General features: G+C 71.2%; 28 protein-coding genes. 20 read left to right on the forward strand and 8 right to left on the reverse strand.

Annotation, left to right across the window (positions count from 1 at the left end; all coding sequences use genetic code 11):
• Window positions 1-136 precede the first annotated feature (136 nt).
• A complete protein-coding gene (locus tag ACIPPM_RS01005; RefSeq protein ID WP_401441800.1) occupies window positions 137-562 on the forward strand; it encodes a DUF6299 family protein in 426 nt (141 codons plus the stop codon).
• A 17-nt stretch (window positions 563-579) separates the two neighbouring features.
• Here the strand turns inward: ACIPPM_RS01005 and ACIPPM_RS01010 are convergent, their stop codons facing one another.
• Window positions 580-1,362 (reverse strand): hypothetical protein, encoded by a 783-nt coding sequence (locus ACIPPM_RS01010; RefSeq protein WP_401441801.1) that lies wholly within the window; start codon window positions 1,360-1,362, stop codon window positions 580-582.
• A 113-nt stretch (window positions 1,363-1,475) separates the two neighbouring features.
• Complete coding sequence (locus ACIPPM_RS01015; RefSeq protein WP_401441802.1) at window positions 1,476-2,447, reverse strand: LLM class F420-dependent oxidoreductase; 972 nt, start codon at window positions 2,445-2,447, stop codon at window positions 1,476-1,478.
• Window positions 2,448-2,707: 260 nt separating this feature from the next.
• Here ACIPPM_RS01015 and ACIPPM_RS01020 point away from each other — a divergent pair, with 260 nt between their 5' ends.
• Complete coding sequence (locus ACIPPM_RS01020) at window positions 2,708-3,439, forward strand: BTAD domain-containing putative transcriptional regulator (protein ID WP_401441803.1); 732 nt, start codon at window positions 2,708-2,710, stop codon at window positions 3,437-3,439.
• Between the two features lie 4 nt (window positions 3,440-3,443).
• Here ACIPPM_RS01020 and ACIPPM_RS01025 read toward each other — a convergent pair whose 3' ends face one another.
• Complete coding sequence (locus ACIPPM_RS01025; protein WP_401441804.1) at window positions 3,444-4,655, reverse strand: HTTM domain-containing protein; 1,212 nt, start codon at window positions 4,653-4,655, stop codon at window positions 3,444-3,446.
• The gene (locus ACIPPM_RS01030; RefSeq protein WP_401441805.1) at window positions 4,652-5,314 is read right to left on the reverse strand and encodes a DUF5819 family protein; all 663 of its coding nucleotides are present in this window, start codon (window positions 5,312-5,314) and stop codon (window positions 4,652-4,654) included. The genes ACIPPM_RS01025 and ACIPPM_RS01030 overlap by 4 nt, the downstream gene beginning before the upstream one ends.
• A 208-nt stretch (window positions 5,315-5,522) precedes the next feature.
• Here ACIPPM_RS01030 and ACIPPM_RS01035 point away from each other — a divergent pair, with 208 nt between their 5' ends.
• Window positions 5,523-6,284, forward strand: a complete 762-nt coding sequence (locus ACIPPM_RS01035; RefSeq protein WP_401441806.1) for a hypothetical protein — start codon at window positions 5,523-5,525, stop codon at window positions 6,282-6,284.
• Window positions 6,285-6,384: 100 nt separating this feature from the next.
• Here the strand turns inward: ACIPPM_RS01035 and ACIPPM_RS01040 are convergent, their stop codons facing one another.
• Window positions 6,385-8,439 (reverse strand): phosphocholine-specific phospholipase C, encoded by a 2,055-nt coding sequence (locus ACIPPM_RS01040; RefSeq protein WP_401441807.1) that lies wholly within the window; start codon window positions 8,437-8,439, stop codon window positions 6,385-6,387.
• A gap of 235 nt (window positions 8,440-8,674) precedes the next feature.
• On the reverse strand, window positions 8,675-9,583 hold the full coding sequence (locus tag ACIPPM_RS01045) for a ScbA/BarX family gamma-butyrolactone biosynthesis protein (RefSeq protein ID WP_401441808.1): 909 nt from the start codon (window positions 9,581-9,583) through the stop codon (window positions 8,675-8,677).
• A gap of 487 nt (window positions 9,584-10,070) precedes the next feature.
• Between ACIPPM_RS01045 and ACIPPM_RS01050 the strand changes: the two genes are divergently transcribed.
• The 8 genes from ACIPPM_RS01050 to ACIPPM_RS01085 all read left to right on the forward strand — a co-directional run bounded on the left by ACIPPM_RS01050 (window position 10,071) and on the right by ACIPPM_RS01085 (window position 16,502).
• Window positions 10,071-10,817, forward strand: coding sequence for an HAD family phosphatase (locus ACIPPM_RS01050; protein ID WP_401441809.1), 747 nt, complete (start codon window positions 10,071-10,073; stop codon window positions 10,815-10,817).
• Window positions 10,810-11,580 (forward strand): SDR family NAD(P)-dependent oxidoreductase, encoded by a 771-nt coding sequence (locus ACIPPM_RS01055; RefSeq protein WP_401441810.1) that lies wholly within the window; start codon window positions 10,810-10,812, stop codon window positions 11,578-11,580. Before ACIPPM_RS01050 ends, ACIPPM_RS01055 begins: the two co-directional genes overlap by 8 nt.
• A gap of 130 nt (window positions 11,581-11,710) precedes the next feature.
• The gene (locus tag ACIPPM_RS01060; protein ID WP_401441811.1) at window positions 11,711-12,376 is read left to right on the forward strand and encodes a ScbR family autoregulator-binding transcription factor; all 666 of its coding nucleotides are present in this window, start codon (window positions 11,711-11,713) and stop codon (window positions 12,374-12,376) included.
• A gap of 210 nt (window positions 12,377-12,586) precedes the next feature.
• A complete protein-coding gene (locus ACIPPM_RS01065) occupies window positions 12,587-13,243 on the forward strand; it encodes a ScbR family autoregulator-binding transcription factor (protein ID WP_401441812.1) in 657 nt (218 codons plus the stop codon).
• A 116-nt stretch (window positions 13,244-13,359) separates the two neighbouring features.
• The gene (locus tag ACIPPM_RS01070; protein ID WP_401441813.1) at window positions 13,360-14,187 is read left to right on the forward strand and encodes a BTAD domain-containing putative transcriptional regulator; all 828 of its coding nucleotides are present in this window, start codon (window positions 13,360-13,362) and stop codon (window positions 14,185-14,187) included.
• A gap of 179 nt (window positions 14,188-14,366) precedes the next feature.
• Entirely contained in the window at window positions 14,367-15,188 is an 822-nt protein-coding gene (locus ACIPPM_RS01075) for a BTAD domain-containing putative transcriptional regulator (RefSeq protein ID WP_401441814.1), read from the forward strand.
• A 106-nt stretch (window positions 15,189-15,294) separates the two neighbouring features.
• Window positions 15,295-16,113 carry a thioesterase II family protein gene (locus tag ACIPPM_RS01080; protein WP_401441815.1) on the forward strand — a complete coding sequence of 273 codons (819 nt, stop codon included), beginning with the start codon at window positions 15,295-15,297 and terminating at the stop codon, window positions 16,111-16,113.
• Between the two features lie 125 nt (window positions 16,114-16,238).
• The gene (locus tag ACIPPM_RS01085; RefSeq protein WP_401441816.1) at window positions 16,239-16,502 is read left to right on the forward strand and encodes a phosphopantetheine-binding protein; all 264 of its coding nucleotides are present in this window, start codon (window positions 16,239-16,241) and stop codon (window positions 16,500-16,502) included.
• 71 nt (window positions 16,503-16,573) lie between these two features.
• Here ACIPPM_RS01085 and ACIPPM_RS01090 read toward each other — a convergent pair whose 3' ends face one another.
• Entirely contained in the window at window positions 16,574-16,741 is a 168-nt protein-coding gene (locus ACIPPM_RS01090) for a hypothetical protein (RefSeq protein WP_401441817.1), read from the reverse strand.
• Window positions 16,742-16,887: 146 nt separating this feature from the next.
• The gene (gene metK / locus ACIPPM_RS01095) at window positions 16,888-18,108 is read right to left on the reverse strand and encodes a methionine adenosyltransferase (protein WP_401441818.1); all 1,221 of its coding nucleotides are present in this window, start codon (window positions 18,106-18,108) and stop codon (window positions 16,888-16,890) included.
• Between the two features lie 269 nt (window positions 18,109-18,377).
• Between metK and ACIPPM_RS01100 the strand changes: the two genes are divergently transcribed.
• The 9 genes from ACIPPM_RS01100 (at window position 18,378) to ACIPPM_RS01140 (ending at window position 26,832) form a co-directional block, all read left to right on the forward strand.
• Window positions 18,378-19,337 (forward strand): SRPBCC family protein, encoded by a 960-nt coding sequence (locus tag ACIPPM_RS01100; protein WP_401441819.1) that lies wholly within the window; start codon window positions 18,378-18,380, stop codon window positions 19,335-19,337.
• Window positions 19,334-21,118 carry an acyl-CoA dehydrogenase gene (locus tag ACIPPM_RS01105; protein WP_401441820.1) on the forward strand — a complete coding sequence of 595 codons (1,785 nt, stop codon included), beginning with the start codon at window positions 19,334-19,336 and terminating at the stop codon, window positions 21,116-21,118. Before ACIPPM_RS01100 ends, ACIPPM_RS01105 begins: the two co-directional genes overlap by 4 nt.
• Before the next feature lie 19 nt (window positions 21,119-21,137).
• Window positions 21,138-22,013: a 4'-phosphopantetheinyl transferase family protein gene (locus tag ACIPPM_RS01110; protein ID WP_401441821.1), complete on the forward strand. Its 876-nt coding sequence runs from the start codon at window positions 21,138-21,140 to the stop codon at window positions 22,011-22,013.
• 101 nt (window positions 22,014-22,114) lie between these two features.
• Window positions 22,115-22,342 (forward strand): DUF6059 family protein, encoded by a 228-nt coding sequence (locus tag ACIPPM_RS01115; RefSeq protein WP_401441822.1) that lies wholly within the window; start codon window positions 22,115-22,117, stop codon window positions 22,340-22,342.
• Window positions 22,339-23,907: an acyl-CoA carboxylase subunit beta gene (locus ACIPPM_RS01120; protein WP_401441823.1), complete on the forward strand. Its 1,569-nt coding sequence runs from the start codon at window positions 22,339-22,341 to the stop codon at window positions 23,905-23,907. The genes ACIPPM_RS01115 and ACIPPM_RS01120 overlap by 4 nt, the downstream gene beginning before the upstream one ends.
• Complete coding sequence (locus tag ACIPPM_RS01125) at window positions 23,904-24,122, forward strand: acyl-CoA carboxylase subunit epsilon (RefSeq protein WP_401441824.1); 219 nt, start codon at window positions 23,904-23,906, stop codon at window positions 24,120-24,122. Before ACIPPM_RS01120 ends, ACIPPM_RS01125 begins: the two co-directional genes overlap by 4 nt.
• 107 nt (window positions 24,123-24,229) lie before the next feature.
• On the forward strand, window positions 24,230-24,598 hold the full coding sequence (locus ACIPPM_RS01130; RefSeq protein ID WP_401441825.1) for a hypothetical protein: 369 nt from the start codon (window positions 24,230-24,232) through the stop codon (window positions 24,596-24,598).
• A gap of 30 nt (window positions 24,599-24,628) precedes the next feature.
• Entirely contained in the window at window positions 24,629-26,062 is a 1,434-nt protein-coding gene (locus ACIPPM_RS01135; RefSeq protein ID WP_401441826.1) for an FAD-binding oxidoreductase, read from the forward strand.
• Window positions 26,059-26,832 carry an SDR family NAD(P)-dependent oxidoreductase gene (locus tag ACIPPM_RS01140; RefSeq protein ID WP_401441827.1) on the forward strand — a complete coding sequence of 258 codons (774 nt, stop codon included), beginning with the start codon at window positions 26,059-26,061 and terminating at the stop codon, window positions 26,830-26,832. Before ACIPPM_RS01135 ends, ACIPPM_RS01140 begins: the two co-directional genes overlap by 4 nt.
• The last annotated feature ends 41 nt before the right edge of the window (window positions 26,833-26,873 follow it).

Here is a 26,873-nt window from a genome sequence, read left to right on the forward strand (position 1 = left end):
GGGCCTCGGGCCCGGGAACGCGGGGGAGACTGCGCCCGGCCCATTGACGCGCCACCGATGGGGTGACGGTCGCGTCCGGCGCGCTGCCCCGCCGGTACCTGTAGGAGCCCCCACACCCCACTCCGGGAGGCATCCGATGCCCGTACGTCCCGTCCTCGCCACCACGCTCGGCGGCGCCGCCCTGCTGTGCGCCCTCGCCGCCCCGGCCGCCGCCGCCCCCGGCGAGAGCGTCACCGTGGACTCCACCGCCCGCCTCGCGGCCGACGGCACCGTCACCCTGTCCGGCACCTACCGCTGTCTGCCCGGCACCGGACCCGTCTTCGTCAGCTCCTCGATCAGCCAGGCCGACCCGCGCGTCCGGCACGGCATCGGCGGGAGCGCCGCCCGCTGCGACGGCGCCGAGCACCGCTGGGCCAACTCCGGGAAGGTGTCCTCGGAGAAGCTCCGGGCGGGCACCGCGCACGTGCAGGCCAACGTGCTGGAGCTGCGGCCCAGCGGACTCGTCCCGCTGCCGGTCTTCCACGCCACCCGGGACCGGGACATCACCCTGGTCCGGAGCTGACCTTCGTCCGGCGGCGGTCAGGGCGGAGGCATCCGCCCGGTGTGCCGCCGCCACTCCGCCCTGGCCGCCTCCAGCTCGTCGCGGGCCTCGGCCAGGCGGGGGTTGCTCTTGTTGCGGGCCTGGACGTCGGCGTGCCGCTGCCGTGCCCGGTCCACGGCCTCGGTGTCCTGCTCCAGCAGCTCGCGGTCGTGCTGGGCCTGCTTCAACTGCTCCGGCAGGGTGGCGCGGAAGGCGTTCTCCTTGGCCACGGCCCGCTGCACGGCGTCGGCGAAGTCCCGCACCCGGTCCTCGGTGAACCCCTTCGCCTTCTCGCCCTCGCCGGTACGACGTGGGTAGTTGGTCCGCTCGGGGGTGCCGTCGGCCTCCAGGACGTAGAGGTAGTAGGCGCTGTCGCCGGAGTCGATCCTGACGCGGCGGTCGGCCAAGTGCAGGGTGCGGGAAGCGCCGTTGGTGGTGCGCTTGACCAACACATGCTCGTAGAGGGTGAGTTCGCCCAACGCGTCGAGTCGCCTGCCCCGGCCTGGCTTCTCCAGCGAGGCCAGCCGTCGGGCGGCGTCCCGCAGGTCCTCCTCGCGCTTCTGCTCCTGCCGTGTCACCTCGGCCCGCGCGCCGGACTCCTCCGAGCGGGCGATCTGCTCCAGCGTCCGCACGTTCGCCCGCGCCTGGGCCAGCGGCCGCCGGTCCTCGGCGTGCCTCGGCAGGACCGCCAGGGCGAGGCTGCCCGGAAACTTCCGCGCCCGGCCCCGCACCGCCCACCCGGCCAGCGCCACCGCGAACAGCACCACGATCACGTACGCCATGCGCCCCCCAAAGGCTGCCGTCACCGCCCGCTGTCTGTTACTGCTCAACGGACGATGACGGCAAACTGCCCCATCGTGACAGGGGGTTGGCGCCGTACGGATCGAGCCGCCGCTCAGTCGAAGGCGTCGCGCAGCGCGGGCAGCAGGGTCTTCTCCGACCAGTCGATGAAGGCCGGCTGGGTCGGGCCGCCGATCTGCACCAGGGCCACCTCGGTGAACCCGGCGTCCACGTACGGCCGTACGGCCGCCACGAAGGTTTCCGGGTCGTCGCCGCACGGGACGGCGGAGGCCACGTCGTCCTCGGTGACGAACTGCGTCGCCTGGTCGAAGGAATCCGGGCCCGGCAGCTCGGCGTTGACCTTCCAGCCCAGGCCGAACCAGCGGAACTGGTCGTGCGCGCGCCGGATCGCGGCGTCCCGGTCGGGGTCGAAGCAGACCGGGAGCTGGCCCACGCTGGGCCTGCCGGTGCCGCCGTGCCGGTCGAACGCCTCCAGCAGCTCCTTCTTCGGCTCGGTGGCGATGACCAGGTCGGCGAGATGCCCGGCCAGCGCGCAGGACTGCTCGCCCGAGACGGCGATGCCCAGGGGCGGCCGCCGCTCGGGCAGGTCCCACAGCTTCGCCGACTCCACGTCGTAGTGCTTGCCGTGGTAGGTGACCTGCCCGCCCTCGAACAGCGCGTGGATGATCTCCACCGCCTCCTCCAGCATCTCGTGCCGCACGTCCACCGCGGGCCAGCCCTGCCCCACCACATGCTCGTTGAGGTTCTCCCCGGAGCCCAGCCCCAGCCGGAAGCGGTCCTCGGACAGCAGTTGCAGGGTCGCCGCCTTCTGCGCCACCACCACCGGGTGATAGCGGAACGTCGGGCAGGTCACGTACGTCATCAGCGGTATCCGGGACGTGGCCTGCGCGGCCGCGCCGAGGACACTCCACGCGTACGGGGCGTGGCCCTGCGAACGCAGCCACGGGAAGAAGTGGTCCGAGGTGACGGAGAAGTCGAACCCCGCCTCCTCCGCGCGGACGACATGCTCGACCAGCTCACGCGGCCCGGCCTGCTCGGTCATCATCGTGTATCCGATTCGCACCATGGCCGCCGAGTCCCCCCTCCGCAGGGCGGAAAACGGTGCCCGGACGCGTGACACAAAGGGGCGAAAGCCCGCAATTGGACAAACCCAAGTGGTCACAGCAAGCTGGAGCCACAGCGAGTTTTGCGGGTCGTAAGCCCCTCTGAGCAGCGACCGCACGGCCGGGGCACGCGTGTCGCGGCTGATCCCTCTACGCGCTGAGGCGAGTTATGACCGCAGGTGATCAAGCCATCTCGTCCAGAGTCACGCAGATCAAGCCCTCCGTGCGCATCTCTCTCCTAGGCGGCTTCGATCTCGTCGTCGACGGCGAACCGGTGACAGCCCCGGTGGGTTCCCGACGACTCCTGGCGTACGTGGCCCTCAACTACCGCACCCCCGTACCCCGCGCCCTGATCGCGGGCAGCCTCTGGCCCAAGGTCGCCGACCACTGTGCGTACACGAACCTCCGGGCGGCGTTGTGCCGACTGCGCGGGCTCGGCGTCAACGCGCTCGACATCTCCCCGACGGACGTGCGCCTCGCTCCCGATGTCACGGTGGACCTCCGCGACGCCCGAGGGCTGGCCCAGCACCTCCTCGACCCCTGTGTGCCGCCCGTCGCCCTCCACCTCAGCACGGCGACCGTCGACCAGCTCTCCGCCGACCTGCTGCCCGGCTGGTACGACGAGTGGGCCCTCCTGGAGGCCGATCACTGGCGGCAGTTGCGGCTCCACGCGCTGGAGTCCCTCACCGAGACCTTCATCGACGCCACCGAGTACGCGGGCGCGGTGGTCGCCGCCCAGGCGGCCGTTCAGGCCGACCCGCTCCGCGAGAGCAGCCAAGCCTCCCTGATCCGGGCCTACTTGGCCGAGGGCAACCCGTCGGAGGCCGTACACCACTTCGAACGGTACGTACGGCGGCTGCGCGAGGAGCTGGGCCTGTGCCCCACCCAACGGCTGCACCAACTGGTGGCCCGGGTGCGCTGGGCCGGGGAAGGCGACGCGGCGCTGCGCCGGTGAACCCTCACGCCTCGGCGGTCCGTCTGCCGCGCACCCGCTCCAGCAGGCGGTGCGCCGTGCCCGATACCCAGGAGCCGAGCCAGCGCAGGAAGCTCGTCGGCAGGAACACCGCGTCGGCGAACACCATCGCCATCGAGAAGAACGGCAGCCCGCAGAGCACCGCGATGGAGGCGTGCTCGGCCATCAGGATCGGGAGCAGCACGTTCTTCACCCGGCGGTTGAGCAGGGTGAAGGGGAACGCCACCTGGAGGATCACGGTTCCGTAGGTGAGGGCGGTGATCAGTACGGCACTGCCGTCGACGGTCCGGGACAGCGGGCCCCAGGGGCTGAAGTAGGCCAGATGCAGGGGGTAGTGGACCGCCGTGCCGTCCTGCCAGCGCGGCCCCTGGATCTTGTACAGCCCGGCCGTCGCGTACAGGATGCAGACCTGGGCGGCGATCACCAGCAGCGCCGCGTTGTGCACGACGTTGGCCGTGGCGTCCAGGACGGACCGCAACTCGGTGTGTCCACCGCGCTCCACCCGGAACCACAGCGCCTGGATGAGCCACATCCCCCACAGGAACAGGGCCCAGCCCCAGGAGAGTTCCGCGAATCCGGTGAGCTGGGCGAGCGCGAGGAACAGGCCGAGGCCCGCCCAGAGCGCGATGCGGGTCGGCACACCCGCGTCCCCGCGAGAACCGTCCTTCGCCGCCCGCCGTCGCCGTGCGGCGTCCAGGGACCAGACCTGGCCGCAGCGGGTGAGCACCAGATAGCTCGCGACGAGATGGATGAGGGTGTCGCCGCCGTCGCCCAGGAGGACGTTGCGGTTCAGCAGCGCCAGCACGCCCACCATGAACAGCAGCGACATCGTGCGGGTGTGCCACCCCAGCAGCAGCCCCAGGCTCGCGGCGATCGCCACGAGGTAGACCACCTCGAACCACCAGCCGCTGTCCGACCACATCAGGACGGAGAACGCCCCGTTCGACGCGATCAGCCGCTGCGCGAGGTCGAACGTCCACGGACTGGCGGACCCGTACAGCTCCTGCCGGTTCGGGAACTCGCGGAGCAGATAGAGCAGGAACGTCAGCGAGAAGCCGATCCGGACGATCGCCGCCTGGTACGGGAAGAGCGCCCGGCCCGTGATGTCGTTCAGGCACCTGATGATCCTGGCGTCGATCCGCCCGCTCATGCCCTTGAAGGGGGAGGGCGCCGGGGCGCTGTCCGTGTCGGCGGTCACCGGAAGTCCTCCTTCGACACCGGCCACCAGGTCAGCGTCTGGTAGGTGACCGGCTCGTCGTCGTTCTCCCCGCTCCACTTCGGCGGGGCGATCGGGCGGTACGTGGAACGCAACTGGACCTTGACCACCTGGCCGCCCAGCAGAGCCGGGCCGAGGCGGCTCGCCGCGATCCGGCGGACGTACACCTCGGCGAGCTGCCCCTGCAGCCCGATGGGCAGGCCCTTGGCGTCATGGGTCCGGGTGTAGAAGTCCCACGCCTGGCGCAGCAGGTTCTGGTCGGCGTGGCTGGGGGCGGGGTTGTCCCGGATGTGCTCGATGTCCTGCTCGGTGAGCGGCACCCAGGCCGAGGTGCGCAGGGAGCCTTCGGGCAGCCGTACTTCGGCGCGGGCGTCGACGTAGATGTTGCCCTGGAGCGGGTTGGGGGCGAACAGCTTCCAGTTCTGGTCGAACTCCGGATAGACGTAGCTGTTCACGAGTTCGCGGTGCTGCTTGCTGATGGCGTTCGCGGGGGCCAGATAGAGGAAGAGCAGCAGCAGATGGATGGTGACCGCCATCGCCGTCACCACGATCACCGCGGCCAGCCAGAGCCGGGCGGGCCGGGACCACGAGCGGTTCAGCCCGGGGGGCAGCGCGTCGCTCGTGTCGTGTCGCTCCACCATGCTCCCCCTGACCTGGGGTTTCCGGACCTGCCGATCATGTGGGACCAGCTTAAGGACGCGGGCCGGCGGAGGGGCTTTCTGTTCGGCCGAATGGTGACCGGTTCTCCGCCGCGCCACTGTCACGGCACCGTCACGCTGGACCAACGCCCCGGTCATGGCCGGTGCCTCAGGTTGGAGAGGTATCTGGCCCATCCCTGAGGGAGGCATCATGGCGGCGCGCAGGTGGAGGCACATACCCAAGGCGGTCGGCGCGGCCTACCTGGCCGCGGCACTCGTCGGAACAGGCGGGGTCATGGCCGTCGGCGCGACAGCCGACACGGCGAAGACGCCGACGACATCGGCGGCCGCACCCCATGTGGTCTGCAAGCTCGTCGTGCGGAAGGGCAAGCTCATCGCGGTCGACGCGAAGACCGGCATCCGCGTGGACCCGAGGCTCTGCAACCGCGGCGGCGGAGGCACCGGCGCCACGACGACCGGAGCCACCACAGGCGGAGGCGGCAGCACAGGGGCCACCACCACGGGCGCCACCACCACGACGACCGGAGCCACGAGCACCACCGGAGCCACCACCACGGGCGCGACCACGACAGGCGGCGGAGGCACGGGAGCCACGACGACCGGCGCGACGACCGGCGGCGGCGGAGGCACCGGAGCCACGACCACGGGTGCGACCACGGGCGGCGGTGGAGGTACCGGAGCCACGACGACCGGTGCGACCACGGGTGGCGGCGGTGGCGGTACCGGAGCGACGACGACCGGTGCGACGACCGGCGGTGGCGGCGGAGGTACGGGCGCCACGACGACCGGTGCGACGACCGGTGGTGGCGGTGGCGGTACCGGAGCGACGACGACCGGCGCGACGACCGGTGGTGGCGGCGGAGGTACCGGAGCCACGACGACCGGCGCGACGACCGGTGGCGGCGGTGGCGGTACCGGAGCCACGACGACCGGTGCGACGACCGGCGGCTGAGAACGAGGAACGGACCGGACTGCCGGAGACCCGGGTCTTCACGGGTCTCCGGCAGTCACAGCCGCGCTCTGCCTGGAGCGGCACCGGCCGCCCGCCGTGGTCAGGCCGTGGCGGTCGCCGGGTCGCTCGTGCTGGGCGCGCCCGTCTCGACGTGACCGGCGAAGCGCCGGACGAAGGCGGGGTCGCTGCCCGTGGTGACCGTGACGTCGTACCAGCGGTTCCCGGCGGCGACGCCCCAGCCCTTGACGACGCGGGACGCGCCCGGCGCCACGGTGTACGTGTAGTGCTGGGCCGGTGCGTAGGCGTCGGTGGCGGTGAAGGTGACCGCCGTGCTGCCCGCGTTGCTGAAGGTCAGGGTGACCTGTCCGGCGGAGGTGTCGTGGCGGGCGGTGACCTCGGGGCCGACCGCGGTGTTGGTGCCCGCCTGGCGGCGGAGGAAGCCGTTCGGGCCGTACACGGAGAAGTCGTGACGGGTGCCGGGCAGGGCCCAGCTGTCGGTGAGGCTCTTCCCGGCCTCCACGGTGTAGGGCCAGGGGCCGTCGGTGCGGGTGGCCGAGGTGACATGGAAGGCGGCCCCCGCGGTGCCGAGCGCGGCGAAGGTGAACCGCATCCGCCCGCCGACCGCCTTGGTGTCCACGGCCAGGTCGTACGGGAGGGCCCGCGCGCTCCGGGTGCCGCGTTCCTGCTTGGGCAGGGCACCGGCGGCCGGGGGCTTGGGCACGTAGTCGCCGGGGTTCGAGTGGTTCGGGGGCCGGTAGCCGCTGGTGTCGGGCAGGCCGGGCGCGGCGGTGGCGCCACGGGAGAAGTCGAAGGCCGAGGTGAGGTCCCCGCACACCGCGCGCCGCCACGGCGAGACATGGGGGTTGCGCACCCCGAACCGCTTCTCGATGAACTGCACGACGGAGGTGTGGTCGAAGGTCTGCGAACACACCCAACCCCCGGTGCTCCAGGGCGAGATGACGAGCATCGGCACGCGCGGACCGAGCCCGTACGGCCCGGCCGCGTACCCGGACGAGCCGCCGTACAGCTCGTTCGTCACATCGGCGGTGGACAGGCCGCGCGCGGCGGAGGCGGGCGGGAAGGGCGGTACGACGTGGTCGAAGAAGCCGTCGTTCTCGTCGTAGGTCAGCAGCAGGGCGGTGCGGCTCCAGACGTCCGGGTCGGCGGTGAGCGCGTCCAGGACCTGCGAGATGTACCAGGCGCCGTAGTTCGCGGGCCAGTTGGGGTGCTCGCTGAAGGCTTCGGGGGCGGCGATCCAGGAGACCTGGGGGAGGGTCCCGGCGGTCACGTCGGCGCGCAGGCGGTCGAAGTAGCCTTCGCCGTCGGCCGCCTTGGTGCCGGTGCGGGCCCGGTCGTAGAGGGGGTCTCCGGGCTTGGCGTTCCGGTACTGGTCGAAGAACAGCAGGGAGTTGTCACCGTAGTTGCCGATGAACGCGTCACCGGTCCAGCCCCAGCCGCCCGCCGCGTCCAGCCCGGTGCCGGTGTCCTGGTACACCTTCCAGGAGACGCCCGCCTGCTGGAGGATCTCCGGGAACGTGGTCCAGGAATACCCGGCCTCCTCGTTCCCGAGCACCGGCCCGCCGCCCTTGCCGTCGTTCCCGGAATAGCCGGTGTACAGGTAGTAGCGGTTGGGATCGGTGGAACTGAGCATGGAGCAGTGGTACGCGTCGCACACGGTGAACGCGTCCGCGAGCGCGTAATGGTACGGAATGTCCGCGCGGGTCAGATAAGCCATCGTCGTCGTGGACTTGGCGGGAATCCACTTGTCGTGGAGTCCGCCGTCGAACGCCGCGTGGGTGCCCGCCCAACTGTGGTCCAGATCCTGGATGAACTGCATCCCGAGCCGGTCGGCGTCCGGCCGGAACGGCAGCGTCTCGCGCCCCGACCCGTCCGCCTGGTGGAACACGCTCCTGCCCGAGGGCAGCGTGAGCGGGCGAGGGTCGCCGAAGCCACGGACACCCCGCAGGGTGCCGAAGTAATGGTCGAAGGAGCGGTTCTCCTGCATCAGCACGACGATGTGCTCGACATCGGCGAGCGTGCCGGTGCCTTTCGCGGGCGCGATGGACGTGGCCCGCGCGATTCCGGCGGACAGATTCGCGGCGGCCGCGCTTCCGGCGGCGATCTGCAGAAACCTACGACGGCTGACATCGGGCACGGAGTATTCTCCTTGAATTCACATACCGTTCTCGCACCGGGAATTGTGGGGAATTTCCGCGAGAGCAGAACAGTGCAGCGCAGTCCGGCGCGTGATGTCAATGGTCGAGAGTGAATCGAGGTCATTGTCGAGTCACCCCCGACCGGAAAGCGGCCACGCTCGCTCCGGCCTCCCGGACGGCCGGACTCCCGGTCGCGTGCGCGGCGGGAGCCCGGTGTCCGGGAAGGCGGCGTGCCTACTGCGGCGCGGTGAGCAGGGTGGTGAAGATCCGCTGTCCGGCCTGGTGACCGGTCACCTGGATCGACATCGTGCTGTGCTCCGGCGGGGTGGCGGGTGCCGCCTCGACGATGCAGGGCTCGTCGATCTCGGCGTAGCGGTGGAAGGTGGTGGAGACGGCGCAGGGGGTGCTCATCGCGGGACCCGCGAGCGCGCATGCCGCTTGCCGCGCGGCTTCCAGGAGGACCATGCCGGGGTGGTGGTCCCCGGTGTGGTCGTAGAGGACGGGATGGTCCAGGCTCGGGGTCAGCAGCCATTGCCCGGGGGTCCGGGTGGGGGAGAGCACGACGTCGAGCGGCTTGGTGCGGCCTACCGCTCCGGGGGGTGGTGCCTGGTGCGGGGTGTCGGGGAGGCGTGTCGCCGCACAGCGGGGCTGGCTGCCGCGCAACCGCCGGTAGACGGCGGGGGAGACGCAGGTGAAGTGTCCGCCGCCGACCGCGATGGCGATGCCGTCACGCGTGATGGACAGCCGCATCCGGAAGCCGGTCGCCCTGCCGCCTCGGAGGGTGATGTCGGTGCACACGGCCTTCAGCTCGATGTCGGTGGGTGTGGCACCGATGTGCAACTGGTCGAGCTGGGCGCTGAAGCCGAGGTCCCACATGACGAAGTGGTGGCCGAGCGGGACGCCGAGCTCGGTGTGGGCCAGGAACAGGCCCGCCTGGCGAAACGTCTCCGCAACCAGCAGCGGGTCATAGCCGGCGCCGCCCGGAGCCTGGAAGAACGTGTGCGTCCGGGGCCACTGGCCGGACACGGTGAACGTGGTGTCGCTCAGCCGGGAGCAACGGGTCAGGAAGACCTCGGCCAGGCTCGCGCGGTGGACGTACTCCTTGGGAACCGTGGTGGTCAGCCGCGGCAGATCCCGTGTCAACTCGCTTGTGTGCGATGGAGCCAAAGACATTTACATCCCCCAATGAGTCTCTGGAAGCGGTTCTCCCGGCCATGTAAGATACGGACCTACCGGTTTCCTTCTCAACTGAAGCTCGGTAAAAGAACGGTCAAGTGTGCGGGGTTCTGGGGGTCCCCGAACGGGCCGCCCGTAGGCGCATGTTCGATCTTATTTTTCGGCGAAACCCTGGCGATGCGCCTACCTCGCCTTAGGATTGCCGAGTTGTGGACGTCACCGGCAATAGATGTGCTGGCGGGCGTGGGAAGTGCGTGCCGCGCATTCCGTTTCGCCGGCCCGGAGCTCGGGGGGAGATCTGGTGAGGGAAAAACCGACCGTGTTTTCCGTTGTCCCGGATTGTGTCCGGGGTGGAGGCCCGCCGCGCGACCCCGTCCCGGACGGCACGGACCGGATGCCGACCGCCGCCACGCCGCCCCACCGAGCGAAGCCGACGACCGAGGAGACGCGTCCCATGCCCACCGCTCTGCAGCACCTGCGGCTCGCCGCGGTCAACATCGACGGCGTCCTGCTCAACGACACCTTCAGCCCTGTCATCCGGCAGGTGGTGCTGGACCGCGGGGGTCAGTACACCGCCGAGGTCGAACACACCCTCTTCTCCCAACCCCGGACCGTGGCCGCGCAGGCATTCGTCCAGGCGGCACAACTGCCGCTGTCCCCACAGGAGATGGTGGACGCCTACTTCCAGGAACGTGAGCGCTATCTGGCCGAGAACCCCGTCCGGATCGAGGAGGGGGCGGAGGACCTCCTCATCCTGCTGCGGGATCTCGGGCTACGCCTCGTGTGCTACGGCGGACTGGACAGGACGCACTTCGAACGTCATCTCGCCCCGCTCGCCCACCTCTTCGACCCTCCCGGCTACGTGTGCACCGACCGGTTCCGCCCCGGAATCCGCGAGATCACCCGCGACATCTGCGGCCTGGACCACGACCAGGTGCTGTTCATCGACGACGTGGCCCGGTTCGCCGAGGAGGCCCGGCGGCTCGACGTCCCCTTCATCGGCCGCCCCGGCGAGTTCGAGCACGGCCATCAGCGCGCCCTGATGAAGCGGGCGGGCGTCCGGCATCTGGTGCCCACCCTGCGGGACATCGACGAGGAACTGCTGAGAACCCTCGACGCCGAAGCCGCCGCGGGCACCTGCTGGGGCGACGTACGGCCCGTGCCCGTCGCCCCCGACCGCGAGGGCGGCCCCCGTGGCTGACCCCGGCGGCGCGCTGAGCGGGAAGGTCGTCATCATCACCGGGGCCAGCAGCGGCATCGGCGCCGCCGCGGCCCGGCTCTTCGCGCGGCAGGGCGCCCGCCTGCTGCTCTGCGCGCGCCGCGAGGAACGCCTGCGGGAACTCACCGGCCGCCTGCGCGGGCAGGGTGCGACCGTCGGCTTCTTCGCCGGGGACGTCTCCCGAGGTGAGGACGCCCAGGCGATGGTCGAGCAGGCCATGGCGCGCTACGGCCGACTGGACGCCGCCTTCAACAACGCGGGGGTCGCCATGGAGAAGACCCCGCTGCACCTGATCGGCGACGAGTCCTACGAGCGGATCATGGACACGAACCTGCGCGGGGTGTGGAACTGCCTGCGCCACGAGATCGCCGCCATGCTCACCTGCGGAGGTGGATCGATCGTCAACACCAGCAGCGTCGGCGGCCTCGTCGCGTCCTCCGCGGCCGCGCCCTACATCGCCTCCAAGCATGCCGTCATCGGGCTGACCAGGGCGGCCGCGGTCGAATACGCGGGTGACGGCATCCGCGTCAACGCGATAGCGCCGGGCCTCGCCCGCTCTGAGATGGTGGAGGCGTGGTTCGCGCACGATCCGCAGGCGGAGCGGAGAGCATGCCGCTCGGCACCCCAGGGGCGGGCGGCCGATCCGGAGGAGATCGCCCAGGCGGCGGCGTGGTTGTGCGGCGACCAGGCATCCTTCGTCACCGGGGCGACCGTTCCGGTGGACGGCGGACGCACCGCCTGGTGACACCTGACCGCCCTCCGGCGGAGCCGGGGGAAGGAACGCGGAAAATGACCCGCCGGTCTGTTTTCCGTACGGTCAGGTGCGCTAGGGTTCGAGCCCATTGGTTCATTGTTCATTCTGATGAGGGGTCCTCATGGCTCAGCAGGACCGAGCTATCCGGACCCGCCGCGCTGTTCTCGAGGCCGCCGCGTCGGTCTTCGCCGAGCGCGGCTACGCGGCGGCCACCCTCGCCGAGATCCTCAGCAGGGCCGAGGTCACCAAAGGCGCCCTGTACTTCCACTTCGACTCCAAGGCCGACCTCGCTCAGGGTGTCCTGCAGGCCCAGATAAGCACGGACTACCACCTGTCCCAGGAGCTGAAGCTGCAGGAGTGGGTGGACACCGGCATGACGCTGGCCAGGCGCCTGCCCCGGGACCCCATGCTGCTGGCCGGCGTCCGCCTCTCCGCCGACCTGCAGGGCCGGGAGATCTTCGGGAGCGCCTGGCCGGCCTGGGCCGGTCTGATCACGTCGTTCCTGGCGGAGGCCAAGGAACGGAACGAGGTCCTTCCGCACGTGGTGCCCGAGGTGACGGCACAGGTCTTCCTCGGCGCGTGGATCGGCGTGCAGTTCGTGTCCCAGGCCGCCACGGAATGGACGGACCTGGAGGAACGCATGTCGGCGCTGTTCGACCACATGCTTCCCTCGATCGCGGCTCCGGCCGTTCTCGTGCGACTCGACACCGCCCCCGACCGCGGTGCGCGGGTCATCGCCGAGGTGGAGCAGCACCAGCAGGCGGCCCGTGCCGGAGCCGACGCCTGATCAGGGCTCACTCATAGCGCGGCACCCGGGCGCACCGGGGTGAGATCCTCGGCGATGTCTTCCCGTCACGGTGGCTGCACGACCCCCTAAGAAACCGCATGTTTGGTTTATTGTGGGCCTCCACATCGAGTCGTCTGATGCTGTCTGGCGGCGGACGACGAGCGTCGGAGGCCCGCCTGGTGGCCTCCGAACTGACCGGGGAGGGGTCGGATGGCCACGCAGGAACGTGCGGTGCGGACGCGCCGCGCATTGATCCGGGCGGCCGCTGAAGTCTTTGCCAGCGAGGGCTACGTGCCTGCGTCCCTGCCGGTGATCAGCGACCGGGCCGGGGTGAGCCGGGGGGCTCTGCACTTCCACTTCAAGAGCAAGGACGACCTGGCGTGCGCCGTGGAGGAAGAGGCCGCGCAAGCCCTCGACCAGGTCATCGCGAGCGCCTGGGAGGGACCCGCCCTGCCGGGGTTACAGCTGCTGGCCGTGGTCGCCGGGAACCTCGTGGCCGTCATGGAGAGTGACGTGGTGATACGGGCGGGATTCCAGATGGACGGCGACATCACGCGCAAGGGCGGGGGCGCGTTGTCCCGTCGCTGGCAGGACTGGGTCGGGGAGACGCTCCGCCGTGCGGAGCGGCGCGGCGAGCTGGCCGACGGCGTCTCCTGGCGGGCCGTCGAGGCGACGGTGCTCGCGAGCACCGTCGGGCTGCAGGCCCTGGCGGCGCGGAACGCGGACTGGCGCCCGGTGGAGCGCGTACGCCAGATCTGGGGGCTGCTGCTGCTGGTCGGGGCGAACCGGCACGCCCCGGAGTCCGGGCCGGACGGCCTGGCCGGAACCTGCCCGTCGCCGCGGCGGTCGAATCGGACGGTCAATTAAAAACCAACCATGAGGTTTCATATTGACAAACCGCACCGACTGTTTTTTACTCATGCTCTACCCGCCACCACGGCGTGAATCGAGTGCGCCAACGGCGGCCGACAGGGGGAAATGCCGTGGACATTCAGGTATTGGGCACGCTGGGAGTCCGAGAAGCCGGGGTCTCCATCACGCCGACGGCGCCGAAGGCGCGACGGGTGCTCGCTCTGCTCGCGCTGCGAGCGGATCAGGCCGTTCCCGTCGCCGCGCTGATCGAGGAACTCTGGGCGGACAACCCTCCGCGCAGCGCGCGTACCACCCTGCAGACGTACGTGCTCCAGATCCGCGAGCTGATCACCACGGCCCTCGAGGCGGGCGACAGGCGGTCCGTGACGGCCAAGGACGTCCTCGCGACGCACCCGGGCGGCTATCAGCTGAACTCCGGGGGCGGCCGCAGTGACGTCTGGGAGTTCGAGCGGCTGGCCGGTCTCGGTTACCGCGCCATGGACGCCGGTGACCACGAGCGCGCGGCACGAGTACTGCGCGAGGCACTCGCCCTGTGGAACGGCGCCCCGTTCGCGGATCTCGAGCCCGGCCCGCAGCTGGAGATCGAGGCGCGGCGCCTGCAGGAGAGCAAGCTGTGCGCGCTGGACCAGCGCATCGAGGCGGACCTCAGGCTCGGCCGCCACCGCGAACTGCTCGCCGAACTGACCGTCCTGGTCAGCAAGTACCGCACCCACGAGAACCTGCACGGACAGTTCATGGTGGCGCTGCAGCGCTCCGGCCGCCGCAGCGAGGCTCTCGACGTCTACCGCAGGCTGCGGACCACCTTCGTGCGCGAGCTGGGCCTCGAACCGTCGCCCGCGCTGAGCCGGCTGCAGCATTCCATCCGGCTGGCCACCCCGCACCAGGCACCCCCGGCCCAGCGCCCCGCGGCATCGCGGCTGGCCCCGCTGGCGAGCTGAACGAAGCCCGCTCGCAAGGCCCCTCATCGCCGCATCAGGGCCCGTCCGGTGTGCGTGGAGGGGAGCTTGACGAGCGCTCAAGAGTGCGTGCGCGATTCGATATCAGGTCGTTACCGTACTTGCACACCCACCTCTTCGAACGAGCGTTCGACGAGGACACGATGTCAAAGGGGAGACACGTGAAGATTCAGGTACTGGGTCCGCTGAACGCCGACATCAGCGGTGTGCAGATCGCGCCGTCAGCGGGCAAGCCCCGGCAGATCCTCGCGCTGCTCGCGCTGTACCCGAGCCGGGTGATGCCGGTGCCGACCCTGATGGAGGAACTCTGGGGCACGCACCCCCCGGTCAGCGCACTCACCACCCTGCAGACCTACATCCTGCAACTGCGGCGCCGGCTCGGCGTGGCCATGGGGCCGGACTCCCCGCGCAACGTCAAAGAGGTGCTCGCCACCCGCCACGGCGGATACGTGCTGCAGATCCCCTCCGACAGCGTGGACGCACACGACTACGAGCGCCTGGCGACCGCGGGCCGTGCCGCCTTCGAGGCCGGTGACGACGCCCGCGCCGCCGCCACACTGCGCCAGGCGCTGGACCTCTGGCAGGGACCCGCGCTGGTCGACGTGCCCGTCGGGCCGGTGCTCACCATCGAGACACTCCGCCTGGAGGAGAGCCGGCTCGTCACGGTGGAACGGCGGATCGACGCCGAACTCCGCCTGGGCCGACACAGTGACCTCCTCGTCGAGCTGCGGGACCTGATCGCACGTCACCCGCAGCACGAAGGGCTGCACTCACAGGCCATGGTGGCGCTGTACCGCGCGGGCCGACAGGCCGCCGCTCTCGACGTCTACCGGCAGCTGCGCATCCGGCTCGTCGAAGAACTCGGCGTCGAACCGTCGCCCCAGGTGCAGCGCCTGCACCAGGCCATGCTGGGAGTGGACCCCGCCCTCAACGTCACCGCGGGCCCGCGCCGCGGCTCGACCTTCGACCTCTACGCATCCTGACGCGCCACGCCCCGATCCTCCGTGCGGACCGTTTCGAGCCCGGCTCTAGCGCCGTCGGCAAGCCTGTGAGGGCCTGCAGAACGGCAGGGCCGAGGAGGGGGCACACATGGCGGACGCACTGGCGCCCATGCAGCTGTACTGCTTCGCGCACGCGGGGGCCGGTACCTCGGTCTTCCAGGGCTGGTCGCGCCGGACCGGACCGGACGTGGAAACCGTACCGGTCCTGCTGCCGGGCAGGGGCAGCCGGCGACGTGAGCCGCGTCTGACGGACCGGGCCGCACTCGTCGCCGAACTGCTGCAGCGGGTCAGGCCCGAACCGTACCGTCCGTTCGCCTTCTACGGTCACAGTCTGGGCGCCATGGTGGCCTACACCCTCACCCAGGCACTCTTCGAGCGGGGGCTGCCGCTTCCCGACCTCCTGGCCCTGGGGGCCTGTCCGCCGCCGGACCGGGCCAGTGGACTGTCCGATCGCCACAACCCCTCGGACACCGGTCTGATGGACGAGCTGCGCTCCATGGGAGCGCTGCCCGACGGGGTGGGACCGGGTGACTACTGGCACCGGGCGATGATGCCCGTGCTCCGCGACGACCTGCGCCTGGCCCACGCACTGCGCGTCTGCGCCCGCGGCGCGGCGGCGGGCGGTCAGGCACCGGTACCCCTGCTCGCCATTTCCGGGGACAGGGACCCGCTGGCGCCGCCCTCCGTGGTGGACGGCTGGCGCCGATGGCATGTCGGCCCCTCGGTGACCCGGACCGTCGCCGGCAACCACTTCTTCGTACGGCAGGACGCACTGCCTCGTCTCCTGGCTCGGGCCTGTCGTGTCGTCCGGCGCCTCGGCGCCCACGCCGCCACGGAACCCGTGGCGACGGCCGACTGCCAGGGTGTCCGTCCCGCAACCCCCGGACAGGCTCTCACCGCCCGGTGACACCCCCGGGCATCCCGCCCGGCCCCGGACCGTCTTTCCCTGTCCTCGGACAGATTTTTCTGACGGACCGTCATCAATGGATGCACCGCCGACCGTGCTTCGCACGAGAAATGAGAAAGCCGCCCATGGAACCGCTCGACATCAAGGACCTCGTCGCCCTGCTGCGCACCAACGCCGGTGACAGCAGCCACGACCTCGACGGCGATGTACTGGACGTGCCGTTCGCCGACCTCGACTACGACTCGCTCGCCCTTCTCCAGGTCACCGGCGCCATCGAGCGGGACCACGGTGTCGCGCTCGACGAGGAGGCGCTGGAGGAGGCCGAGACGCCGCGCCAGTACCTGGAGGTGGTCAACCGGGTGCTCGCAGGCGAGGCCCGCCGGGTCTGAGCACCGGCATCCCCCGGATGCCCGCACACACGAGGGGCGGTCCCGACGGACCGCCCCTCGCGTACGCGTGCTCAGTCGATGCCGCGGACGATGTGCGGCTCCGTCAAGTCGTCGTCGTCCGCCCCGGCCAGCCGCAGCGGTGGGGCCGCGATCTGCCCACCCACGACGAACACGCCCGGCGGATACGCGGAGACACGGGGGGAATCATCCTCAAGGGTGCGCTGTCGAACGTCGTGCACGCTGTCCTCCTCCATCAACTGGCGGTCTGGCCGGCGGAGTCAGGCTCCCGCGCCTGGCCGGCCCCCGCCGGGCTGCTCAGCAGCGCTGGCGGCCCGACGGGAAGACTGGTGGTGCGGGCGTCCACTCCCGCGACCGGACCCTCGTGTCACGCCCCGGCGGCCTTGCGCAGGGCGTCGACGCGGTCGGTGCGCTCCCAGGTGAAGTCGGGGATCTCCCGGCCGAAGTGGCCGTAGGCCGCCGTCTGGGCGTAGATCGGGCGCAGCAGGTCGAGGTCGCGGATGATCGCGGCCGGGCGGAGGTCGAAGACCTCGTCGATGGCCTTCTCGATCTTCTCCGGCTCGATCTTGGCGGTGCCGAAGGTCTCCACGAACAGACCGACCGGCTCGGCCTTGCCGATCGCGTAGGCGACCTGGACCTCGCAGCGCGAGGCCAGACCCGCCGCCACCACGTTCTTGGCGACCCAGCGCATCGCGTACGCGGCCGAACGGTCCACCTTCGACGGGTCCTTGCCCGAGAAGGCACCGCCACCGTGACGAGCCATGCCGCCGTACGTGTCGATGATGATCTTGCGGCCGGTCAGACCCGCGTCCCCCATCGGACCGCCGATCTCGAACCGGCCCGTCGGGTTCACCAGCAGGCGGTAGCCCTCGGTGTCGATCTTGATGCCCTCGTCCAGCAGCGCCTTCAGCTCGGGCTCCACCACGAACTCGCGGATGTCCGGCGCGAGCAGCGACTCCAGATCGATGTCCGAGGCGTGCTGGGAGGACACCACCACCGTGTCCAGACGGACGGCCTTGTCACCGTCGTACTCGATGGTGACCTGGGTCTTGCCGTCGGGACGCAGGTAGGGGATGGTGCCGTTCTTGCGGACCTCGGAGAGGCGCTTGGACAGGCGGTGCGCCAGGAAGATCGGCAGCGGCATCAGCGTCGGCGTCTCGTCCGAGGCGTAGCCGAACATCAGACCCTGATCGCCCGCGCCCTGCTTGTCCAGCTCGTCACCTTCGTCTCCGCGGGAGGCACCCTCGACCCGGGACTCGTACGCCGTGTCGACACCCTGCGCGATGTCCGGGGACTGCGCGCCGATCGACACCGAGACACCACAGGAGGCGCCGTCGAAGCCCTTCCTGGAGGAGTCGTAACCGATCTCCAGGATCTTCTCGCGCACCAGCTGGGCGATGGGCGCGTAGGCCTTGGTGGTGACCTCGCCGGCCACGTGCACCAGGCCGGTGGTGATCAGCGTCTCGACGGCGACACGGGACGAGGGGTCCTCGCGCAGCAGCGCGTCGAGAATGGTGTCGCTGATCTGGTCAGCGATCTTGTCGGGGTGACCTTCGGTCACGGACTCCGAGGTGAACAGAAGCCCCACGGCGTACTCCTTCGGTGTCGAGCCGGCCACCGGGCCGCGTGGTGGGTGGCCATGCTGTCGATGAGAGGGGCCCCGGACCGCCGAGACCTGTCAGCTTCCGATTCGACCGCACCGGTGCCGAGCGCGGGTGGAGAGGAGCTGGACCGTGAGAGGTCGGCACCGCCGTACGGAGCGGCCGGGCCGACGGTGACGCTCGACTTCCGCTCCACCGGGCCTTGAGCGGTCGCCCGCACACTCGCCGTCGTCAGAGAAGAAGGAGGTGAACGCCGATGCCCGCACCGGCCGTACACCGCACATCACACCGGATCGAGATGGCCGCCCCCGCCGGTGTCGTCTACGGGTTCATCGCCGACGCCGAACGCTGGCCGCTGTTCTTCGCCCCGAACGTGCACGTCGAACCGCTGGACCTGAACGGCAACGAACAGCGTCTGCGCATGTGGACCCTGAACGGTGACAGGATCGAGTCGTGGGTCACCCGACGCACGCTCGATCCCGGCGCACGACGGATCGGGTTCCGCCGCGAGACGGGCCCGGAGACCGTGACGGGCATGGGCGGCAGCTGGACCGTCGAGCAGTTGCCCGGCGGTTCCTCCCTGTTGACGCTCGAACGGGAGTTCTCGACGACCGACCACCGGACTCCGGCCACGTCGATCGGCGATGCCAACATCAGACGGCACCTGGCCGACCTGAAGGACGTCACCGAACGGTGGTCCGTCCTGGACGATCTGGTCGTCACCCTCGACGACCAGATGCGGGTGGACGCACCCGCCGAGTTCCTCTACGGCTTCCTGTACCGCTCCGGCGCCTGGTCCGGCGGCGATCGGGGAGACACGGGCGTGCGCCTGACCGAGGACGTACCCGGCGTCCAACTCGTCCGTGCCCGGACCGCGGACGGCGTCGAGGGCGGCGGAACCGTCCGGCTCTGCTTCCCCGGCGCCGGGCTCATCGTCTACAAACTCACCGATCCGCCCCCGCTGATCGCCGGCCAGACCGGCGAATGGTGTCTGGAGCCCGATCCGGCGGGAGTCACGGTGCGCGCCCGGCACCAAGTGGTACTGAGCGAACGGGGCGTCGCCCGGGTCCTGGGCGCGAACGCCGACCTGGCCGACGCCCGGCGGTACGTACGCGAAACCATCGGCCGGGACAACGCCACGCTCCTCGCACTCGCGCGCCTGCACGCGGAGGACGCCGCCGTCGCGCTCGGACTCGGCGTGACGGACACGTCGTGAACGTGGGCGCGGGCAGACGCCCCGGCCCACCGAGCACCACCCGGCGTGACGCCGACAGCGGGACGACGTCGCCGGACGAGCCGGCCGTCGCGCTGCGGCGGGCCGCCCACCTCGACCGCCTGCTCGGCGACCCCCACGACCCGGCCAACCCGCACGGATTCACCGCGTTCACCACCGCCGCACGGCTCGGCCGACCCGCCGCGGCCACGCAACGACTGCTGGCCGGGGCCGGGCTGACCGCCGCGTTCGTCCCCGCGGCCCACGGCGGAACCCTCACCCGGGCCGACCTCCTCATGACCATCCTGCGGCCCGTGTTCCGGCGCGACGTGGCCCTCGGCTTCGACGCGGGTGTCACCTCGCTGTTCGCCGCCTCGGCGGTCTGGGGAGCAGGCACCCCGGAACAGCAGCAGGTCATGGCGCGACTGCTGCTCGGCGGCGGACGGGCCACCGTGGTCCATCCCGGCCTGGCCCCGGCCGGCGGGGTCCGGCGCGAGGAGATCACCGCCCGGCGCGACGCCGACGGCACCGGCGTGCTGCTCGACGGAAGCAGGTCGCTCGTCATCGACGCGGCGCGGGCCGACGTCTACGTCGTCCACGCCCGCACCGCCGCCACCGGCCCCCGCACCCACTCCGTGCTCGTGGTGGACCCCGCGAGGCTCCCCGCCGGGCGGGTCCAGCGGCTGCCGCGCGTGAAGACCGACGGAATGCGCGCGGCCCTCTTCTCCGGCCTGCGGTTCACCGGCTGTCCCGTTCCCGACGACGCCCTCGTGGGCGGCCCCGGGGACGGCGCCACGCTGGCGCTGCGGATGAACCAGGTCAACCGGAGCCTGGTCGCGGGTGCCATGACCGCGGGTGTCGACCCCGTCCTGCGGCACGCCGTGGGGGCAGCCACCCGAGGGCGCTCCGGGCCGCCCGCGCGTCGCTGGCACCGCCCGCTCGCCGGGGTCTTCGCCGACCTGCTCGTCTGCGACGCCCTGACCACCGTGTGCCTGCGGGCGGCCGGAGCGCTGCCCGACCGCGCCGACGTACCCACGGTCGCCGCCACCTACACCGTGCCCGCCCTGCTGACGGACGCGCTCGAGGAACTGTCCTCGGTGCTCGCCGCGCACAGCCGACCCGGCGACGCCCTCCTGCACGCCGTCCTCGGCAAACTCGTGCGTGACCTGCCGACCGCCGGTCTCGGCCGTGACGGCGCCGCCGCCTGCCAGGCGGTCATCGTGAACCAGTTGGGGGCCCTGGCGAAACGTTCCTGGTTCCTGGAGGAGGAACCACCCGCAGCCCTGTTCCGCCCGGACGGACGGCTACCGCCACTGGACCACCGGGCCCTGGCCTTCGCGGGCGGCGGCGACTTCCTCGCCGCCGCCCTGTCCGGTACCACCGGAAGGCTCGCCCGGCCCCGCCGCGCAGGAGGCCGGAGCGCGCTGCTGGCACGGATGGCGGACCTGTTCCTCGCCGAGTTCCTGGGGCTGCGCGACCAGTGCGCCCTGCTGCCGGACCGCTCGGCCCTGTCCGGTCCGGCGGCCCACGCCCTTGCCGACCGCTACGGGCTGCTCGCCGCCGCCTCGGCCGTCCTGGCCGTCCGGGAAGGGCAGGAGGGCCACGACGCGTTCCTCGCCGATCCCGCCTGGGCCGTCCTCGCCCTGTCCCGGCTCGGTCACCGGCTCGGGCTCCCCCTGCCGGAGGTCCCCAAGGACTGCGTCACGGACGTCCTCGACGAACTCCTGCTTCGTCAGCGCACCGGACGCGGCCTCGACCTCGGCGGCATCGAACTCGAGCGGTGAGCCGGGAGGAGGGGACCGGGTGACACGGGAACTCCGCATCACACCGCCCCTGCACGTGCACGGCCCGGCCGGACCGTGGGACGAGGTTCGCGAGGCCGTGCGTCGGCGAGGCAACGCGGTGGTGGTCGGCACCTGGGGGGAGTGGCTGAGCGCCGTCGTCACCGAGCCGCGGCTGCGGCTGCTGCTCGGCCGGGACTGGCCGCGCTACCGGCGTACCGCCGACCCCCTCGTACGACACCGGTTCGCCGCCGCGCGGCTGGTGCTGAAGTACACGGCCGCGGCGGCGCTCGGTACCGACCCCGCCGAACTCGACCTCGCCTACACGATCAACGGCCGCCCCCACCTGCGAGGGCTGCACCAGGTCGACGTGGGACTCTCCCACACCGGCGAGCTCATCGCGGTGGGCGTCGGCCTCGGCGGCCGGATCGGCGTCGACACCGAACCGCTCTCGCGCACCCTCGCCCTGGACGTCATGAGCAGGCGCATGTGCACCCCCGCGGAACGAGCCGTCCTCGCTCGCCTGGACGCCCCCGCACGCACAGCCGCGCTGCTGCGCCTGTGGACGCTGAAGGAGGCGTACACCAAGGCGCTCGGGCAGGGGATGCGACTGGCCTTCAACGAGTTCGGCTTCCCCCCGGACATCGAGGGAGAGCTGCCCGCCTGCCACGACGGCGTCCTGCTCGCCCCCGACGGCAGCCCGGCGGCGCGGGACAGCTGGGCGTTCGGCACCTACCGCGCGCTGGGGCGCTACCGCGTCACGGCGGCGCGCTACCACCCGGCCCCCCGGGAGGCGCCCCGGTGCCCCGAGCACACCGTCGCCGACGAGGCGTCCATCAGCCTGGTCGCCCGCTTGCTGGCGCCGACGGTCCTCGAGCACGTCTCCAAGCGCCTTTGAGCGCCTCCTGTGACCGTGGGCGGGTCCGACATCGCATACCGGGAATTGAGGAGGACGATCATGCCGCTGCTGACGAGCACGTCCTCGGTGACGGGGGAGTCGTGGACGCCTGGTCTTTGACCTCTGCCTTCTTGCGCGGCTTGGGCCGCTCGCTGGCAGCCGCGGGCTACTTCTGGATCTACCTCCCCCCTCCTGACGAACCGGTCCGAGGCAGGGACCTGCTCGGGCCTCCACCGGGGCACCCCGAACAGGTCCGCCCCGACCTGCCGCTCAGCGCGGTCGAACGGCACCTGGCACGCTCGCTGTCGCATCCGAAGGACGTCGTATGAGCATCGCTATGGAGGGTCCGGCGAAGGACCGGCTGACGGAACTCGCCGAGATCAAGGCGCTGGCGGTCGGCGGACCCGACGACAAGGCCACCGAACGCCAGCACGCCAAGGGGAAACTGACCGCCCGCGAACGCATCGACCTGCTCCTGGACGAGGGCTCGTTCCAGGAGATCGAGACCCTGCGCCGACACCGCGCGAGCGGGTTCGGCCTGGAGGCCAAGCGGCCCTACACCGACGGTGTGATCAGCGGCTGGGGAACCGTCCACGGCCGCACCGTCTTCGTCTACGCCCACGACTTCCGCATCTTCGGCGGCGCGCTCGGCGAGGCCCACGCGGCGAAGATCCACAAGGTGATGGACCTGGCCCTGGCAGCCGGCGCCCCCCTGGTGTCCCTCAACGACGGCGCGGGTGCCCGGATCCAGGAGGGCGTGATGGCGCTCGCCGGGTACGGCGGCATCTTCCAGCGCAACACCAGGGCCTCGGGGGTCATACCGCAGATCTCGGTGATGCTCGGCCCCTGCGCCGGGGGAGCCGCCTACTCACCGGCCCTCACGGACTTCGTGTTCATGGTGCGCGAGACCTCGCAGATGTTCATCACCGGACCCGACGTCGTCAGAGCCGTCACCGGCGAGGAAGTCAGCCAGAACGGGCTCGGCGGGGCCGATGTCCACGCCACCGTCTCCGGTGTCGCGGCCCTCGCCTACGACGACGAGGCGTCCTGCCTGGAGGACGTGCGCTTCCTGCTGTCCCTGCTGCCGTCCAACAACCGTCAGACGGCGCCCCGGCAGCCCTCCCAGGACCCGGCCGACCGGCCGACCCCGGCCCTGCGGGAGATCGTCCCCGCCAACGCCAACCAGGCATACGACATACGGGCCGTCATCGAGGAGACGGCCGACGACGGCGAGTACTTCGAGATACAGCCGGCCTGGGCGGCCAACGTCGTCTGCGCACTGGTCCGGCTCGATGGGCATGTCACCGGTGTCGTCGCCAATCAGCCTTCGGCCTTCGCGGGCGCCCTCGACATCCACGCCAGCGAGAAGGCCGCACGGTTCGTGCAGTTCTGCGACGCCTTCTCCATCCCCCTCGTGACCCTCGTGGACGTTCCCGGCTTCCTGCCGGGCGTCGACCAGGAACACGGCGGCATCATCCGGCACGGGGCCAAGCTGCTCTACGCGTACTGCAACGCGTCCGTTCCGCGGGTCCAGCTCATCCTCCGCAAGGCGTACGGCGGCGCCTACATCGTCATGGACTCGCGGTCCATCGGCGCGGACATCTCGCTGGCCTGGCCCGGCAACGAGATCGCCGTCATGGGTGCCGAGGGCGCCGCCAACGTCATCTTCCGCCGTGAGATCGCCGCCGCCGACGACCCCGAGGCCGTCCGCGCGCAGAAGATCAAGGAGTACCGCTCCGAGCTGATGAACCCCTACTACGCCGCCGAACGCGGCCTGGTGGACGACGTCATCGACCCCGCGGACACGCGCTCGGCGCTGATCGGCGCGCTCGCGATGCTGCGCTCGAAACACACCGACCTGCCCTCCCGTAAACACGGGAACCCGCCGGTGTGATCACCGAGGAGGCCGCGATGGACTGCTGGAAGATCACGGGCGGCACCCCCACGGCGGAGGAGCTCGCCGCCGTCACGGCGGTGCTCACCGCCTTGGCGGCCGAGGGCACCGCGACCCCCGCCGAGGCGGGCGCGTTCGACGGGCCGCCGGCCACGGTCTGGCACCGCCCGCACCACAACCCGCACGCGAGCGCCGGGACCTGGCAGACCGGCTGAGCCCCGGGGCACCGCCCGTTGCAGAGCCGTTCGAGTGCCGCTCCAGCCGGAAGCGGCACGGTAGCGACGGCACCCACACCCACAAGAACCCAGTCAGGAGACGCGACATGACCGATGCTCGGCTGGTCGGAACCTGGACGACGGAACTCGAGGACGACGGCAAGTCGGTGTTCGGACTGGCGTCCTTCACCGGTGACGGCGTCGTCACCTGCTACCAGGTGAACGCCAAGAACATTGGACTCGGCAACTGGGAGTCCACCGGCAAGGACTCCTTCCACTACAACTTCCACATCCTCGCCGTCAGCCCCGAGGGCAAGCACGTCGGCGAGGCGCACGTCTTCGTCGAGGGCGAGTTCGTCTCCGACGACCAGTGGGAGGGCACCGGCGGCGCCAACTTCTACTCGCCCACCGGCGAACTGCTGCGCGGACACGAGGGATCGAGGGTCGTCGCCCGCAAGTTCGGCATCGACAAGTAGGAGCCGGTACGTCACGGAGGAAGGACCACCATGCTGCGCGACAGCCTCGAAGGTGAGCTCGTTCTGCCGTCGGACCCGGGGTACGACCTCGCCCGACAACTGCAGAACACCGAGTACGACACGGCGGCCCCACGCGGCATCGCGTACTGCCGTTCGGCCGAGGACGTGCTCGCCTGCGTCCGGCACGCCCGGGACACCGGCTCCCGCGTCCATGTCCGCGGCGGCGGCCACAGCTTCAACGGCTGGTCCACCGGCGAGGGCCTGGTGGTCGACCTGTCGCGGATGAACCACGCCACGGCCGAGGACGGCACGGTGCGCCTCGGTGCAGGCATCCAGTCCCTGGACGCGCTGGACCGGCTGAAGCCGCTGGGCCGCCAGATCATCACCGGCACGTTCCCGACCGTCGGTCAGGGCGGCTTCCTGACCGGCGGCGGACTCGGGTGGCAGACCCGCCGGTTCGGCGTGGCGAGCGACCGGCTCCGCTCGGCCCGGGTCGTCCTGGCGGACGGCCGCGTGGTGCGTGCCTCCGCCGAGGAGCACCCCGACCTGTTCTGGGCGCTGCGCGGCGGCGGTGGCGGCACGTTCGGCATCGTCACCGAGCTGGAGCTGCTGCCCGTCGAAGCGCCCCGGCTCACCTCGTTCGAGACTCTCTGGGCGTACGAGGACGCCGCCGACGTCCTGTCGGCCTGGCAGGCGTGGGCGGCGGCCGGGAGTGACGATCTGGGTACCTCCCTGGTCGTCCTGCCCGGCATGTTCGGCCCCGGCGGCCGACCCGTGGTGAAGACCTGGGGTGTGCACCTCGGAGCACCCGCGGCGCTCGAGCGGGCCCTCGGCGAACTCACCGAGCGCACCGGCACCAAGCCCATGCACCAGGAGACCGGAGTCCCCGCCGCCTACGCGGACGTCATGCACGAGGCGTTGTGCGGCTCCAAGACGGTGCGACAGTGCCACCGCACCGGCACCCACCCCGAGGCCGTCGGCCACCGTCACCCCTACACCAGGCAGGCGTACCGTCTCACCGGTTCGCCCGTCACCCGGCGAGAGGCGCAGACCCTGCTCGACGCGTGGGACCCGGAACTGGACGCCGAACGCTACCTGTTGTGCATCGCCCTGGGCGGAGCCGCCAACCGGGTGCCACGCACCGAGACGGCCTACGTCCACCGCGACGCCCAGTTCCTGATGGGCTACCAGATCGCCACCCGCGACCAGGAAGCGGCCGCACGCGGACCCGCGGAGCTGCAGGAATGGGCCGACCGGTGCGATGCCGCACTCGCCCCGCTGGCCACCGGCTCCTACATCAACTTCCCCTCCTCCCGGGTCGGCCCGGGCTGGGAGGCCGACTACTTCGGCGAGAACGTCCCCCGACTGCGCGAGGTCAAGCGGCACTACGACCCCGACGACTTCTTCCGGCACGCACAGAGCATCCGCCCCGAGCCCCGCCGAACCACGGAGACAGGACGATGAAGACGGATCTGACGGACAAGGTGGTGCTCGTCACCGGTGCCTCCCGAGGCATCGGCCGCGCCACGGCCCTCGCCTACGCCGTCGAAGGCGCACGTGTCGCGATCACCTACCACTCCGACGAGGCGGGCGCGAAGGAGACGGCCGAACAGGTCGCCGCCGCGGGCGGCACCGCCCTCGTGGTCCGCTACGACCTCGCCGACCCGGACTCGATCCACGCCGCGGTCTCCACCGTCGCCGAGCACTGGGGCGGCATCGACGTGCTGGTGGCCTGTGCCATGGAGTGGGGCGACGCCATCCCGCGCCCCGGCCGGGAGATGCCCGCGTTCGAGGACGTCCCGCCCGCCCAGTGGCAACGGGTACTGCACACGTCCCTGGACGCGGTCGTCCACACCGTCCAGGCCGTGCTGCCCCGGATGCGGAACCGGGACTGGGGCCGCATCGTCCTGCTCGGCGCCGGTCTCGCGGACACGGGCATGGTCGGCGCCGGCGCCTACGGGGCGGCCAAGTCCGGCCTGTACGGCCTGGTACGCAGCCTCGCCTGGGAAACCGGACCGGCCGGGGTCCTGGTGAACCTGGTCGTCCCCGGCCAGACCCTGACCGAGAACGTGCTGGCCCATGCCTCACCCCAGTTCCTGGAGAACAAGGCGAAGAGCCTGCCGTCCGGCCGGATGAACACCCCGGAGGACGTCGCGCGCACCATCGTCTTCCTCGGCTCCGCCGCCAACGGCAACGTCCACGGCGAAGCCCTGCGCGTCACCGGCGGTCTGTGAACGCCTGCCCGCCCAGCATCCACCGACCGGGCCGTCACCCC

It is taken from the genome of Streptomyces sp. NPDC090119 (assembly GCF_044747085.1).
Lineage (GTDB): Bacteria > Actinomycetota > Actinomycetes > Streptomycetales > Streptomycetaceae > Streptomyces.